At 69.1% G+C, this 13,105-nt stretch carries 10 protein-coding genes; 3 read left to right on the plus strand and 7 right to left on the minus strand.

The features are described from left to right. Positions 1–23: 23 nt before the first annotated feature. A complete protein-coding gene (gene meaB / locus I3K84_RS03725; protein WP_196995544.1) occupies positions 24–1,052 on the minus strand; it encodes a methylmalonyl Co-A mutase-associated GTPase MeaB in 1,029 nt (342 codons plus the stop codon). Continuing rightward, positions 1,049–3,211, minus strand: coding sequence for a methylmalonyl-CoA mutase (gene scpA / locus I3K84_RS03730; RefSeq protein ID WP_103737675.1), 2,163 nt, complete (start codon positions 3,209–3,211; stop codon positions 1,049–1,051). Before scpA ends, meaB begins: the two co-directional genes overlap by 4 nt. A 124-nt stretch (positions 3,212–3,335) precedes the next feature. Here scpA and I3K84_RS03735 point away from each other — a divergent pair, with 124 nt between their 5' ends. Continuing rightward, on the plus strand, positions 3,336–3,971 hold the full coding sequence (locus I3K84_RS03735; RefSeq protein WP_196995545.1) for a GntR family transcriptional regulator: 636 nt from the start codon (positions 3,336–3,338) through the stop codon (positions 3,969–3,971). Between the two features lie 168 nt (positions 3,972–4,139). Further along, positions 4,140–5,969, plus strand: coding sequence for a long-chain fatty acid--CoA ligase (locus I3K84_RS03740; protein ID WP_196995546.1), 1,830 nt, complete (start codon positions 4,140–4,142; stop codon positions 5,967–5,969). Here I3K84_RS03740 and I3K84_RS03745 read toward each other — a convergent pair whose 3' ends face one another. After that, positions 5,970–7,139, minus strand: a complete 1,170-nt coding sequence (locus I3K84_RS03745) for a saccharopine dehydrogenase NADP-binding domain-containing protein (RefSeq protein WP_196995547.1) — start codon at positions 7,137–7,139, stop codon at positions 5,970–5,972. It lies immediately after the preceding gene. Positions 7,140–7,276: 137 nt separating this feature from the next. On the opposite strand from I3K84_RS03745, the gene I3K84_RS03750 reads away from it, so the two are divergent. Continuing rightward, positions 7,277–7,729 (plus strand): Lrp/AsnC family transcriptional regulator, encoded by a 453-nt coding sequence (locus tag I3K84_RS03750; RefSeq protein WP_047351494.1) that lies wholly within the window; start codon positions 7,277–7,279, stop codon positions 7,727–7,729. Positions 7,730–7,793: 64 nt separating this feature from the next. Here I3K84_RS03750 and chrA read toward each other — a convergent pair whose 3' ends face one another. From chrA to I3K84_RS03770, 4 genes are all read right to left on the minus strand, one after another. Further along, positions 7,794–9,017: a chromate efflux transporter gene (chrA, locus tag I3K84_RS03755; protein WP_172206827.1), complete on the minus strand. Its 1,224-nt coding sequence runs from the start codon at positions 9,015–9,017 to the stop codon at positions 7,794–7,796. Positions 9,018–9,153: 136 nt separating this feature from the next. Then, the gene (locus tag I3K84_RS03760) at positions 9,154–10,026 is read right to left on the minus strand and encodes a hypothetical protein (RefSeq protein ID WP_196995548.1); all 873 of its coding nucleotides are present in this window, start codon (positions 10,024–10,026) and stop codon (positions 9,154–9,156) included. A gap of 413 nt (positions 10,027–10,439) precedes the next feature. Continuing rightward, positions 10,440–12,521, minus strand: a complete 2,082-nt coding sequence (locus I3K84_RS03765; RefSeq protein ID WP_196995549.1) for a TonB-dependent receptor domain-containing protein — start codon at positions 12,519–12,521, stop codon at positions 10,440–10,442. Between the two features lie 177 nt (positions 12,522–12,698). Then, positions 12,699–13,103, minus strand: a complete 405-nt coding sequence (locus I3K84_RS03770; protein ID WP_196995550.1) for a hypothetical protein — start codon at positions 13,101–13,103, stop codon at positions 12,699–12,701. Between the last annotated feature and the right edge of the window lie 2 nt (positions 13,104–13,105).

Here is a 13,105-nt window from a genome sequence, read left to right on the forward strand (position 1 = left end):
TCGCTCTTTCAGTGAAGTGCTATTTAAATAGTAGCTTGCAGCGCTTGTCCAGATTGCGCTGCGAGCAGATTTCGTGCTGCAGTGGAGGCCGCTACGCGTCCCGCGGCCACGTCCTGCTGCAGGCGGGGCAGCAACTCGCGCACCTGCGGGTGCTGGCGGAAGGCCTGCTTCAAGCCCGCGTCGATGCGCTCCCACATCCACGCCAGGGATTGCCGCTCGCGCCGCGCGGCCAGGCGGCCGTTGGCCGTCTGCAGGCGGTGGAACTCCTGCACCGCGGCCCAGAAGCGATCCACCCCCTCGCCTTTCAGCGCGCTGAGCGTGATGACCTTCGGCGTCCACAGGGATTCGTCGTGGTGCGCATGCTCGGGGTTGCCATGCATGGACAGCAGGCGCAGGCTGGAAGTGATCTGCGCCTGCGCGCGTGTGGCGGCGTGCGGGTCGATGTCGGCCTTGTTGATGACCACCAGGTCTGCCAGCTCCATCACGCCCTTCTTGATGGCCTGCAGGTCGTCGCCCGCGTTGGGCAACTGCAGCACGCAGAACATGTCGGTCATGCCCTGCACGGCGATCTCGCTCTGGCCCACGCCCACGGTCTCGATGATGACCACGTCATAGCCCGCAGCCTCGCACACCAGCATGGCCTCGCGCGTCTTCTCGGCCACGCCGCCCAGCGTGCCGCTGGACGGGCTGGGGCGGATGTAGGCATCGGGTTGGACCGACAGGTGCTCCATGCGCGTCTTGTCACCGAGGATGGAGCCGCCCGAGACGGTGGATGACGGGTCGATGGCCAGCACCGCCACCTTCAGGCCTTGTGCGATCAGGTGCAGGCCCAAGGCTTCGATGAAGGTGCTCTTGCCCACGCCAGGCACGCCGCTGATGCCGAGGCGAAACGCCCGGCCCGTGTGCGGCAGCAGCGCGGTGAGCAGTTCGTCGCCCTGCGTGCGATGGTCGGCCCGCGTGGATTCCAGCAGCGTGATGGCCTTGGCCATGGCGCGGCGCCGCACGGCGGGCGTGCCGTGCAGGATGCCTTCTTGCAGCTGCTGGGGGGTCACTGCGCCTGCGCCTTCTTGATTTGCTCCAGCACGTCCTTGGCGCTGGCCGGGATCGGCGTGCCGGGGCCATAGACGCCCTTGACGCCTGCACCGTAGAGGAAGTCGTAGTCCTGCGCGGGCACCACGCCGCCCACGAAGACGATGATGTCGTCGGCGCCCTGCTTTTTCAGTTCTTCGATGATGGCGGGCACCAGCGTCTTGTGGCCCGCGGCCAGGGTGGAGACGCCCACCGCGTGCACGTCGTTCTCGATGGCCTGGCGCGCGCACTCCTCGGGGGTCTGGAACAGCGGGCCCATGTCGACATCGAACCCCAGGTCGGCAAAGGCCGTGGCCACCACCTTGGCACCGCGGTCGTGGCCGTCTTGGCCGAGCTTCGCGATCATCACGCGCGGGCGGCGACCGAGCTGTTCGGCTGCCTGATCGATTTCACCCTTGAGCTTTTCCCAGCCTTCGGCCGAGTCGTAGGCAGCAGCGTACACACCGGTCACCTTTTGCGTATCGGCGCGGTGGCGCCCGAAGATTTTTTCCAGCGCGTCGGACACCTCGCCCACCGTGGCGCGTGCGCGAATCGCCTGGATCGACAGATCCAGCAGGTTGCCCTGGCCGCTTGCTGCTGCAGAAGTAAGAGCAGCCAGCGCTTGTTGGACCTGGGTTTGATCGCGTTTTGTCTTGATGGCGTTGAGGCGCGCGATCTGGTTCTCGCGCACCTTGACGTTGTCCACCTCCAGGATGTCGACCGGGTCTTCCTTGGCCAGCTTGTACTTGTTCACGCCAACGATGACTTCCTTGCCCGAGTCGATGCGTGCCTGCTTCTCAGCGGCTGCGGCTTCGATCTTGAGCTTGGCCCAGCCGCTGTCCACAGCGGCCGTCATGCCGCCCATGGCCTCGACTTCCTCGATGATCTTCCAGGCAGCGTCCGCCATGTCCTGGGTGAGCTTCTCCATCATGTAGGAGCCGGCCCAGGGGTCGATCACGTTGGTGATGTGGGTCTCTTCCTGGATGATGAGCTGCGTGTTGCGCGCAATGCGTGCGCTGAATTCGGTGGGCAGCGCGATGGCTTCGTCCAGCGCGTTGGTGTGCAGGCTTTGCGTGCCGCCGAACACGGCCGCCATGGCCTCGATGGTGGTGCGCACCACGTTGTTGTACGGGTCCTGCGCGGTGAGCGACCACCCCGAAGTCTGGCAGTGGGTGCGCAGCATCAGGCTCTTGGGGTTTTTGGCGTTGAACCCTTTCATGATGCGGCACCACAGCAGGCGCGCGGCGCGCATCTTGGCGATCTCCAGGTAGAAGTTCATGCCGATCGCCCAGAAGAACGACAGGCGCCCGGCAAAATCGTCCACGTCCATGCCCTTGGCGATGGCCGTCTTCACGTATTCCTTGCCGTCGGCCAGGGTGAAGGCCAGTTCCAGCGCCTGGTTGGCGCCGGCTTCCTGCATGTGGTAGCCCGAGATCGAGATCGAGTTGAACTTGGGCATGTTCTTGCTCGTGTACTCGATGATGTCGCCGATGATGCGCATCGACGGCTTGGGCGGATAGATGTAGGTGTTGCGGACCATGAACTCCTTGAGGATGTCGTTCTGGATGGTCCCGGCCAGCTTGTCCTGGCTCACGCCCTGCTCCTCCGCTGCCACCACGTAGCCCGCCAGCACCGGCAGCACGGCGCCGTTCATGGTCATGGAAACAGACACCTTGTCCAGCGGAATGCCGTCGAACAGGATCTTCATGTCCTCCACGCTGTCGATGGCGACGCCCGCCTTGCCCACGTCGCCCGTCACGCGCGGGTGGTCGCTGTCGTAGCCGCGGTGCGTGGCCAGGTCAAAGGCCACCGACACACCCTGCCCGCCCGCGGCCAGCGCTTTGCGGTAGAAGGCGTTGGATTCTTCGGCCGTGGAAAAGCCCGCGTACTGGCGGATGGTCCAGGGGCGCACGGCGTACATGGTGGCTTGCGGGCCGCGCAGGTAGGGCTCGAAGCCCGGCAGCGTGTTGGCGTAGGGCAGGTCCTGCGTGTCTTGCGCCGTGTACAGGGGCTTCACGCTGATGCCGTCGGGCGTCACCCAGTTCAGGGCATTCACGTCGCCGCCGGGCGCGGACTTGGCCGCGGCCTTGGCCCAGGCGGCAAGGTCGGCGGACTGGAAGATGGGATCAGGATGGCTGCTCATGGCGGGGGCGCTTTCGCAAAGATGGCAAAGAGATGTGGTTATGCGTGCTGCGTTTTCGCAATTTTGCGGAGTTTACCTGATCTGTAATTATTAATTCTTAGTTTTTTTCAGGTACAGTCCGCCCATGTCAGCCGTCACCCTCACTCCCCGCGCACTCTATGAACAAGTGGCGGAGCAACTGCGCCAGCGCATCTTCCGGCGCGAGCTGGAGCCTGGCAGCTGGATCGACGAGCTGAAGATTGCCGAGGAGCTCGGCATCAGCCGCACGCCTTTGCGCGAAGCACTCAAAGTGCTGGCGGCGGAAGGCCTGGTCACCATGAAGGTGCGCCGCGGCGCCTACGTGACCGAGATGTCCGACAAGGACCTGCACGATGTCTACCACCTGCTCAGCCTGCTGGAGAGCGACGCCGCAGGCGTGGTGGCCGCCCGTGCCACGCCGGAGCAACTGCGCGAACTGGAGCAGCTGCATGCCGACCTGGCCGCCGCCGTGCAGGACCGCGACCGCTTCTTCACCATCAATGAGCGCATCCACATGCGCCTGCTGGAGATGGCCGACAACCGCTGGCGCAGCCAGATGGTGGCCGACCTGCGCAAGGTCATGAAGCTCAACCGTCACAACTCGCTGCTCAAGCAGGGACGCATCGAGGATTCGCTGGCCGAGCACGAAACCATCCTGGCCGCGCTGCGCGCGCGCGACCCGCAGGCCACCGTGGCCGCCATGTCCGCGCATTTCGCGCATGGGCTGGAGGCAGCGGGCTGACCGGGCCCGCCCCCCATCCGCCGTTCTTTTTTCCGTCGCGCGAGCGACAAGTTTGCGAACGATCGTGCTAAAACGCGCGTGCCCGGCCTATGATTCCGCTTTTTGCTCGGCGGCTTGGCTCCGCAATGGCGCCCAGCCCTGCCGGCACGCACTGCACGTATTGCACGCATGAATTCCCCCACCCCTGACCTGCGCGGCGTGCAGACGCTGCCCGAACTGCTGGCGTTCCGCGCCGCCCTCACTCCCCACAGCGAGGCCTACCGTGCCTGCGACCCCGGCACCGGCCAGTGGATCAGCCTGACCTGGGCACAGACCCAGGAGCGCGTGCAGCAGTGCAGCCGCGCCATTGCCGCATCGGGCCTGCCACAGGGGGCGCGCATCGCCATCCTGCTGCCCAACGGGCTGGATGCCATGAGCATCGACCAGGCTGTGATGGCCACGGGCTGTGTGCCCGTGCCTCTGCATGCCATCGACAATCCGGGCAGCATTGCCTACATCCTGGCGGATGCCGAGGTGTCGCTGCTCGTCGTGGAAGAGCCAGAGCAATGGCGGCGCATCCGCGACGTGGGCATGCCGCTGCCGCACCTGATGGGCGTGGTGACGACCAACGCCAGCACCGGCCTGCCCACCGCCGCCGAGCAGGACGTACCGGTCGCACCGCTGGCTGCCTGGCTGCAGCATGCCGCGGCAGATACGCCGCTGCCCTCGCCGCCCGGCCCTGAGGATCTGGCGGCGATCGTCTACACCAGCGGCACTACCGGCAAGCCCAAGGGGGTGATGCTCAGCCATGCCAACGTGGTGGCCGACGTGAAGGCGGTGCTGGAGCGCATCGCCCCCACGCCACAGGATGTGTTCCTGTCCTTCCTGCCGCTGTCGCACACCTTCGAGCGCACGGGCGGCTACTACCTGCCCATGGCCTCGGGCAGTTGCGTGGTCTATGCGCGCTCGGTGGCGCAACTGGCGGAGGATTTGAAGAATGTGCGCCCCACGGTGCTGGTGTCGGTGCCGCGCATTTATGAACGCGTGCATGCCAAGCTCATCGAGACGCTGTCGCCCTCGCCCTTGAAGATGCAGCTGTTCCAGGCCGCGCAGGCCGTGGGCTGGAAGCGGTTTTGCGCCGCGCAGCGCCTGCCAGCACCCCAGGACGACGGCGCGGGCGGCTGGATGCGCGCCCTGCCCTGGCCGCTGTTGCGTGCCCTGGTGGCCAAGCCGCTGCTGGCGCAGTTCGGTGGCCGCGTGCGCGTGGCCGTGAGCGGGGGCGCGCCGCTGTCGCCCACCATCGCGCACTGCTTCCTGGGCCTGGGCCTGCAACTGGTGCAGGGTTACGGCATGACCGAAACCTCGCCCGTGGTCAGCGTGAACACGCTGGAGGACAACGACCCGTCCACCGTCGGCCGCGCCTTGCCGGGCGTGGAGGTGCGCATCGGCGAGAACCGCGAACTGCAGGTGCGCGGCCCCATCGTCATGAAGGGCTACTGGAAGCGCCCCGAGGATACGGCCCGCACCGTCTCCGCCGACGGCTGGCTGGGCACAGGCGACCAGGCCGAGATCGTCGGCGGCCGCATCCGCATCCTGGGGCGCATCAAGGAAATCATCGTCACCTCCACGGGCGAGAAGGTGCCGCCGGCCGACCTGGAGCTGGCCATCACCGCCGATGCGCTGTTCGAGCAGGCCTTTGTGGTGGGCGAGCAGCGCCCCTTCATCGCCTGCGTGGCCGTGGTGCATGCCGAAGAGTGGCGCCAACTGGCCGGGCGACTGGGACTGGACGCCAACGACCCTGCCAGCCTTGCGCACCCCAGCGCCCAACGAGCGGCACTGGCGCGCATCGAGAAGCTGGCGGCCGGCTTCCCGCGCTATGCGGTGCCGCGCGCCGTGCATCTGGTGCGCGAGCCATGGACGATCGAGAACGCGTTCATGACACCCACGCTCAAGCTCAAGCGCACCAACCTCATGGCGCACTACGCGGCCGCCATCGAGGCCATGTACCAAAAGCGCTGATCAGGCCCCCACCGCTTGCAATGACCGCGCAAGCGGGGCCTGGGGGGACCCGGCGTCCCCCACGCTTCCCGGCACGCGGTAGATGCGCCCGAACCGATTGGCCAGGAAGTCCTCCAGCGCGATCTGCTCTTGCCCGATGAAACCGGCCTGCGGAAGCTGGCCCGCGATGACCAGGTCCAGCGCCGCGCAGATGCCCGCGGCCGTGGTGCGTTGGATGGCGCTGAGCATCTGCCCGCGCACCGATGCGCCCAGGATGTGGGCGGCATAGCTTTCCTGCACCAACCGGCCGCCTCGCTGGCCGCGCGCGCTGGCGAGGATCACGATCACGTCTTGCTGCGTGGTCGGGACGGCGCCGTCCAGCAACTCCTTGAGCAGGTCGCGCCGGTCGCGCAGGCGCAGCTCGTGCAGCAGCAGCTGCAGGATGGCATGGTGGCCGGGGTAGCGCACCGACTTGTAGTCGAGCTGCCGCACGCGCCCCTCCCAGGTCTGGGGCAACGTGCCCAGGCCGCCCGAGGTATTGAAGGCCTCGTATTCCACGCCGTCGATCAGCAGCGTTTCCAACCCGTCGAGCGCAGGCACGCTGGTGCGCCGGCCCTGCACGATGGCGTCGCACGGGTTGCAGTATTCGTTGATCAGGCCCTCGGTGCTCCAGGTCATGGCATAACGCAGGGCGCCCTGGGGGTAGCGCGGCAGCGCCCCCACGCGCAGTTGCAGCCCTTCCACGCGGTCCAGGCGCTGCGCCAGGGCGTTGCCCACCACGCCGATGAAGCCGGGCGCCAGCCCGCACTGCGGCATGAACGCGCTGCGCGCGCCTTCGGCCAGCGCCTGGATGGCACGGGTGCTGGCCACGTCCTCCGTCAGGTCGAAGTAGTGCACGCCATGGCGTGCACACAGCGTGGCCACCGGCACGGCCTGGTGGAACGGCAGTGCGTTCAGCACCGCATGGTGCCCGGCAATGGCAGCCTCCAGCATGGCGTCGCCCGTCACCTGCAAGGGGGCGGCGCTGTGGACCTGCAGGCGCTTCAGTGCGGCGGCGTCGCGGTCGGCCACGGTGAGCGTGTAGCTGCCCGCGTCCTCCAATAGGAGCGCAATGGCACGGCCGATATGGCCCGCGCCCAGGATCAGTACGCGGTGCGGGTGGGAAGCATTGACGGGATGCAGGCGGGTCATGGCGGTCTCCTTGCGTTGTCGTTCGGTAGAGCCATGCTAGGCCGGATCGTTGTCAGTGTGTAGCATTACAAATGTCGATAAAAGCATCAACGATCGTCATATCGACGGCATTGCACGACTTATCGGCAGCATTGGAGATGCCCGTGGAACTGGACGCACTGGACCAACAACTGCTCAGCCTGCTGCAGGCCAACGCGCGCGAGGGCACGGCCGAGCTGGCGCGCCGCCTGGGCCTGGCGCGCACCACGGTGGTGGCGCGCATCGCGCGGCTGGAGCGTGAAGGGGTGGTCGCCGGCTACGGCGTGCGCCTGGGCCAGCGGCTGGCAGGCAGCGCCGTGCGCGCGTGGTGCGCACTGCGCGTGCTGCCCAAGGCCGGGCCGGCGGTGCTGCAAATGCTGCAGGCCCTGCCCCAGGTGGAAGAGGTTTCGGCGGTGAGCGGGCCCTTCGACTACCTGGTGTTCCTGCGCTGCACCAGCCACGAGCAGCTCGACGGCCTGCTGGACCGCATCGGCCAGCTGGACGGCGTGCAGAACACGCAGACCAGCATCGTGCTCAGCCGCAAGATCGACCGCCGCAGCGTGGGCGGTTGATGCTCTATTAATGAGAGCTGCTAGCGCTTGATGGATAAGCGCTGAGGCCGTTTTCCTTCCGTCATCAGCCCAGCAGCCAACCTGCTGCGCCGCACAACGGCACCACCAGCCACGGCGGCACGCGCGCCCATACCAGCGCGGCAAAGGCCGCCAGTGCCAACGCCAGGTCGGCTGGCGCATGGATGGCGCTGGTCCACACCGGGTGGTACAGCGCCGCCAGCAGCAGGCCCACCACGGCGGCATTCACGCCCGCCAAGGCCGCCCGGGCACGTGCGTTGTGCCGCAGCCGATCCCAGAACGGTAGCGCGCCCGCCACCAGCAGGAATGCTGGCACGAAGATCGCCACCAGGCATACGGCCGCGCCCAGCCAGCCGCCCGCGCCGTGGCCTGCCGCAGCGCCCAGAAAGGCCGCAAAGGTGAACAGCGGCCCCGGCACCGCCTGCGCCAATCCATAGCCCGCCAGGAAATCGTCGGCCGCCACCCAGCCGGTGGCCACCACTTCGGCCTGCAGCAGCGGCAGCACGACGTGGCCGCCGCCGAACACCAGGGCGCCGGCGCGGTAGAACGCATCGGCCAGCACCAGCCATCCTTGAGGCCAGGCGCGCGCAGCCAGCGGCAGCAGCACCAGCAGCGCCGCACATGCGGCCAGCAGCAGCGCTCCGGTACGCGGTCGCACCCCGGCCGCCAGCCCGCCCTGCGATGGTGGAGCCGGCATGGCGCCCGCGCGCCCCCACAGGGCCAAGCCGGCCAGCGCCGCCACCAGCATGGCGCCCACCTGCCCCACCACGCCCGGCCACAGCAGCGCAAGCGCACAGGCCAGCGCCATCAGCAGCAGCCGTGTGGGCCCGCGGCACAGGCTGCGCGCCATGCCCCACACGGCTTGCGCCACCACGGCCACGGCCGCCACCTTCAGGCCGTGCAGCACGCCCGCGGGCATGAGGCCCTGCCCCGCCACCAGGCCCAGGCCCAGCAGCGCCATCACCAGCGCGGATGGCAGCGTGAAACCCAGCCAGGCCGCCAGTGCGCCGCCCCACCCCGCTTGGCGCAGGCCCAGCGCCAGACCCACCTGGCTGCTGGCGGGGCCGGGCAGGAACTGGCACAGCGCCACCAGGTCGGCATAGGCGTCTTCCGTCAGCCAACGGCGGCGCGCGACGAATTCCTCGCGGAAGTAGCCCAGATGGGCCACCGGCCCGCCGAACGACGTCAGGCCCAGGCGCAGGAAGATGAGGAACACCCGCCGGGCGCTGGCGTGGTGGCGGGTGGCGGCGAAAGGAGAAATGGGTGGCATGCAGCGGGCGCGAAACCCCGAGTATCGCTATTGCGCGTGGCGCGCGGATGACTGGCGCCGCGTGCCAGCAGCGGAGCGCGGCGCGTGCGCGCGCAAGCAGACCTCCTGATCCTTGCGGCCGCAGCCGCTGTGGGCATCAGATGGCGCAGGGCCCCATCCACACCCCGCTGCGCAGGCCGGCCGGCGGCTGCTGCGCCCAGACCTGGGCACACACCTCCCAGGCGGGCTCCTGCACGTTCAGGCCCGCGAAAATGCCGTAGCCTTCGCCCGCGCGGATGTCCTCACCCGCGCTCAGGCTCTCGCCGGCCTTGATGGCGCCCTGCGTGTGGATGCACTCGCCCGCCTTGATGCCCCAGCCGGCCTCCAGGTGCGTCAGGCCGCTGATGGCTCCGCCGACCACGATGCCCTGCCCCGCGCGCAGGCTGCCTTCTCCGCTCACATGCCCGCCCACGCGCAGGCTTTTGCCGCAGTCGATGCCGCCGTACACCAGCAGGTCCTGCCCCACGAAGGCGCTGGCGCCCACGCTGAGCGCGCCGTGGCAGACCACGTCCCACGCCGCGCGCAGGTCGCCGCCGCAGTGCAGCGATTCCTGCACCTGCACGCCCCAGTCGGTGCGCAGATCGCCGCCGCAGTGCAGCCGTCCATCGCTGTGGATGTGCGCGCCGGCGCGGATGTCCTCGCCCGCCACGATGGCCCTGCCGACGCGGATGCCGCCCCCCGCATGGAGGGAGCGGCCGACGTGGATCACGCCGTCCACCTCGATGCCGCCGCGCACCTGCACGGTGCCCGCGAACACCAGGGCCTCCGCCTCCAGGCTGTCCAGGTGCAGCACTGCGTTCGAGGGGCCGAACTGGCCCAGCAGCCACAGCGCGTCGTCCACGCGGCCGGCGGCCACCAGCTGGTCCAGCGCCTGCTGGTAGCCCACACCGTCCTCGACATGGCGCACGAACCAGCGAAAGCCGTTGGCGCAGGGGCTCTTGGCCCGGAGAAACTGCTTGGTGAATTCCATGCGACGCTCCAATCCTTGCAAGGCGCCCGTGCGGTGCTGCTGCGGGGGCCTGGGGTGACCCGGCGGACGAAGGGCCCGCGCGAGCGGGCGTGGGAAGGCGTTGTCCACCGTTGCGCAGGGCGGGTGCCCGGCGATGGTGGTTCTGCGCGTTGGAAAGAGGAAGGGTGCTTTATCGCCGGGCGGAGGAATGTGCGACCGGCTGGTATGGCCAAAGCACACGCGCCACCACGCCCACGCGGTTGCGCGCAAGGGTGCGGCGGACGTGTGTGGTCGGGACCATGGGCGCGCATGCTAGCAGTGCGCAGTCCGGGGGACAACCTTGTCGCACGGCGGCGCGCGGTCTTTGGCGCACCGCCGTGCGTGCTGCGCGGCGGATGTGCATGCGCACCCGCCGCGGGCCGGGGATGGCGGTGTCAGAACGACACGCGCACGCCCACCGTCACGTTGCGCCCTGCCAGCGGGGCAGCGTCCTTGATGAACGAGGTGTGGGCATGGGCCAGGCGGTCCGTGAGGTTGCGCGCCTTCAGGTACACCTGCCATGGCGTGCCACTGCCCGTGCGGCCGTTGTAGGCCAGGCCGAGGTTCAGCATGCCGTAGCCAGGCGTGGCGGTCTCGAACGCGGCCACGCGGTTTTGCCGCGCCACCTGCACCCATTCCACCGCGCCGTCCCAGTCGCGCCAATTGGCATCCAGGCGCAGGCCCACGCGTGCGGGGGCGATGCGCGGCAACCGCTCGCCACCGTCCAGGCGGGCACGCACGCTGTCGCCGAACAGGGTGACCCCCAGGCGCTGCGTGATGCGCTGGCGCACCCGGCCCTCCATGCCGGTAAAGGTGGCGCCCGCCTGGCTGTACTGCAGCAGCTGCAGGCCGTCCAGTTCGTCGAGCGTGCGGCCGTAGATGTAGTTGCGGATGCGGTTGTGGAACACGCTCACGTCAAACGTGGTGTCCCCGCTGGTCTTGCGCAGGCTCAGGTCGATGTTGCGCGAGGTTTCCGCACGCAGACTGGCGTCGCCACGCTCGTAGGTGGACGTGGCCATGTGCAGGCCGCGTGCGTACAGCTCCTCGGCGGTGGGCGCACGGTGGGCGCGGGTGATGCTCGCACCCGCGGCGTAGCCAGGCGCAAAGCGCCACACCGCGCCCAGCGATGCGGAGGTGCCGTGGTGGCGCCGCTCTACACCGCTGTCCTGCGCTTCGGCGCTTTGGCGGTCGTGACGCAGCGCGGTCTCGATGCGCCAGTCGCCATGCCAGTCGCCCAGGCGGTATTCCTCCAGCAGAAACACGCCCCATTGGCGCGTGAGGGTGGGTTGCACGTAGGCCTCTTCTCCCGCGGCGCTGAACTTGCGCTGCCCGGTCTGCAGGCCCAGCACGCCGCGCCAGCCAGCCACGGGCGCGTGCTGCAGCTCCACGCGCAGGTCGTGGGCCTTGTTCTTGAAGGTGGTGGCGACGGTGCCCTCCTCCACCTCGTCGTGTACGTAGTCGGTCACGCCCGCGCGCAGGCGCAGGGCGGAGAAGCCGGTGAACGGGTCGCGCAGCTCACCGCGGATGTCCACGCGCTCGCTGCGCAGGTCCACCACAGGAACGGCTTCGTGACCGTGGTCGTGGTCATGCCCGTCGTCATCGTGGTCGTGCTCGTCATGGCTGCCGCAGTGCAGGTGGTTGCCATGGGTGTGGCAGCCTTCGAAACTGTGGCTGTGGCCCGGCAGGCCGTATTTGGCGTTCTGGCGTGTGAAGGCCAGGCCCAGGTAGCCGCGGCTGCCAACCCAGGACAGCCCCACGCTGCCGGTACCCGTGCGGTTGAAGCTGCCGGGCACGCGGCGCCCCTCGGCCCAGCCGCTGCCCACGCGGTAGTCGTCGGCGTCTCGACCGGCGGCCTCCACGTGCACGGCCAGGTTGCCCGCGCCGCCGGTCAGCGCGACAGCGCCGGCCTTTTCGCGGGCCGCACTGCCGGCGCGCAGCTCGGCGCTGCCTTCGTAGCCCTTGTCGGGCACGGCCGTGGGCACCTTGCCGTCCAGCACGTTGACCACGCCGCCCACGGCGCCGCCGCCGTAGACCAGTGCCGACGGCCCGCGCAGCACTTCGACCTGCGTGGCCAGCAGCGGCTCGGCCGCCACGGCGTGGTCCGGGCTGACGGTGGAGGCGTCGTGCAGTTCGGACCCGTCAGAGAGCACGCGCACGCGCGGACCGTCCATGCCGCGGATCACGGGGCGGCTGGCGCCCGCGCCGAAATGGCTGCCGGTGATGCCCGGCTCACCGTCCAGGGTCTCGCCCAGCGTGGCCTCGCGCTGGCGCACGAGGGCGTCGCCCTCCAGCACAGACACGGGCTGCGTCATTTCGGACACGCCCAGCTGCAAACCGCTGGAGGACACGGTGACCTCGGGCAGGCGGGCATCCGCCTGCGCCCACGCGGGTGCTGCGCTGGTCAGGCACAGCAGCGCGGCCCAGGCCAGCGGGTGCATTGCGCCCGGCATGCGGGCGAAAGGGGTGAAGGAGTTCATTACAACGATTTCCGTCAAAAGGCGGCAGGCGCGCGCGAACGCTCGGGCCGCACGCGGCCGCGCTTGAAAATTGATTCAAAACTGCCTCTAGCGCTTATGTATCAAGCGCGAGCAGCTATAAAAAGAGGAGTGTTTGCGACGCCGACACGCAAAGGCGGCGGCGCGAGGCGGGGAGCCTCAGGCGCTCAGGGGCGGAGCGCGGGCATGGAAAGGCGCCGCCCGGCCCGCGCGCGGCACCGGCGCGGGGGACCTGACAGGGGGCAGCTGCGGCTGTGCCTGGACCTGCGCGGGGGCCTGGCCCAGCGCGGCGCCCACCAGCGTCTGCTCGTCCAGCACCTGGCAGTCCGCGGCGCCGTGCCCGGCAAACAGCGCATGCAGGGTGTCCAGGGCCTGTTGCCCGGCGCTTGCCGCATCCCGTGCATGCCCGTCGTCGTGCAAGGCATGCGCCAGCCCTTGCCCCGCGGGCAGGTGCAACACCTGGTGCATGCGTCCGAGTGCGGGCGCGAGCACCAGCGCCAGCAGCAGCCAGGCCAGGGCCAGGCGGCGGCGCAGTTGCGGCAAGAGCGCGGGTGTCAGGGACATGC

Origin of the sequence: Diaphorobacter sp. JS3051, assembly GCF_015832135.1 — a bacterium.
Taxonomy (GTDB): Bacteria; Pseudomonadota; Gammaproteobacteria; order Burkholderiales; family Burkholderiaceae_C; genus Diaphorobacter; species Diaphorobacter nitroreducens.

Bases quoted from the DNA above. Each gene is read 5' to 3' on its own strand.
- scpA (WP_103737675.1), bottom strand. From the start codon at position 3,211: ATGAGCAGCCATCCTGATCCCATCTTCCAGTCCGCCGACCTTGCCGCC.
- I3K84_RS03735 (WP_196995545.1), top strand. From the start codon at position 3,336: ATGTCAGCCGTCACCCTCACTCCCCGCGCACTCTATGAACAAGTGGCG.
- I3K84_RS03740 (WP_196995546.1), top strand. From the start codon at position 4,140: ATGAATTCCCCCACCCCTGACCTGCGCGGCGTGCAGACGCTGCCCGAA.
- I3K84_RS03745 (WP_196995547.1), bottom strand. From the start codon at position 7,139: ATGACCCGCCTGCATCCCGTCAATGCTTCCCACCCGCACCGCGTACTG.
- I3K84_RS03750 (WP_047351494.1), top strand. From the start codon at position 7,277: ATGCCCGTGGAACTGGACGCACTGGACCAACAACTGCTCAGCCTGCTG.
- chrA (WP_172206827.1), bottom strand. From the start codon at position 9,017: ATGCCACCCATTTCTCCTTTCGCCGCCACCCGCCACCACGCCAGCGCC.
- I3K84_RS03760 (WP_196995548.1), bottom strand. From the start codon at position 10,026: ATGGAATTCACCAAGCAGTTTCTCCGGGCCAAGAGCCCCTGCGCCAAC.
- I3K84_RS03765 (WP_196995549.1), bottom strand. From the start codon at position 12,521: ATGAACTCCTTCACCCCTTTCGCCCGCATGCCGGGCGCAATGCACCCG.
- I3K84_RS03770 (WP_196995550.1), bottom strand. From the start codon at position 13,103: ATGTCCCTGACACCCGCGCTCTTGCCGCAACTGCGCCGCCGCCTGGCC.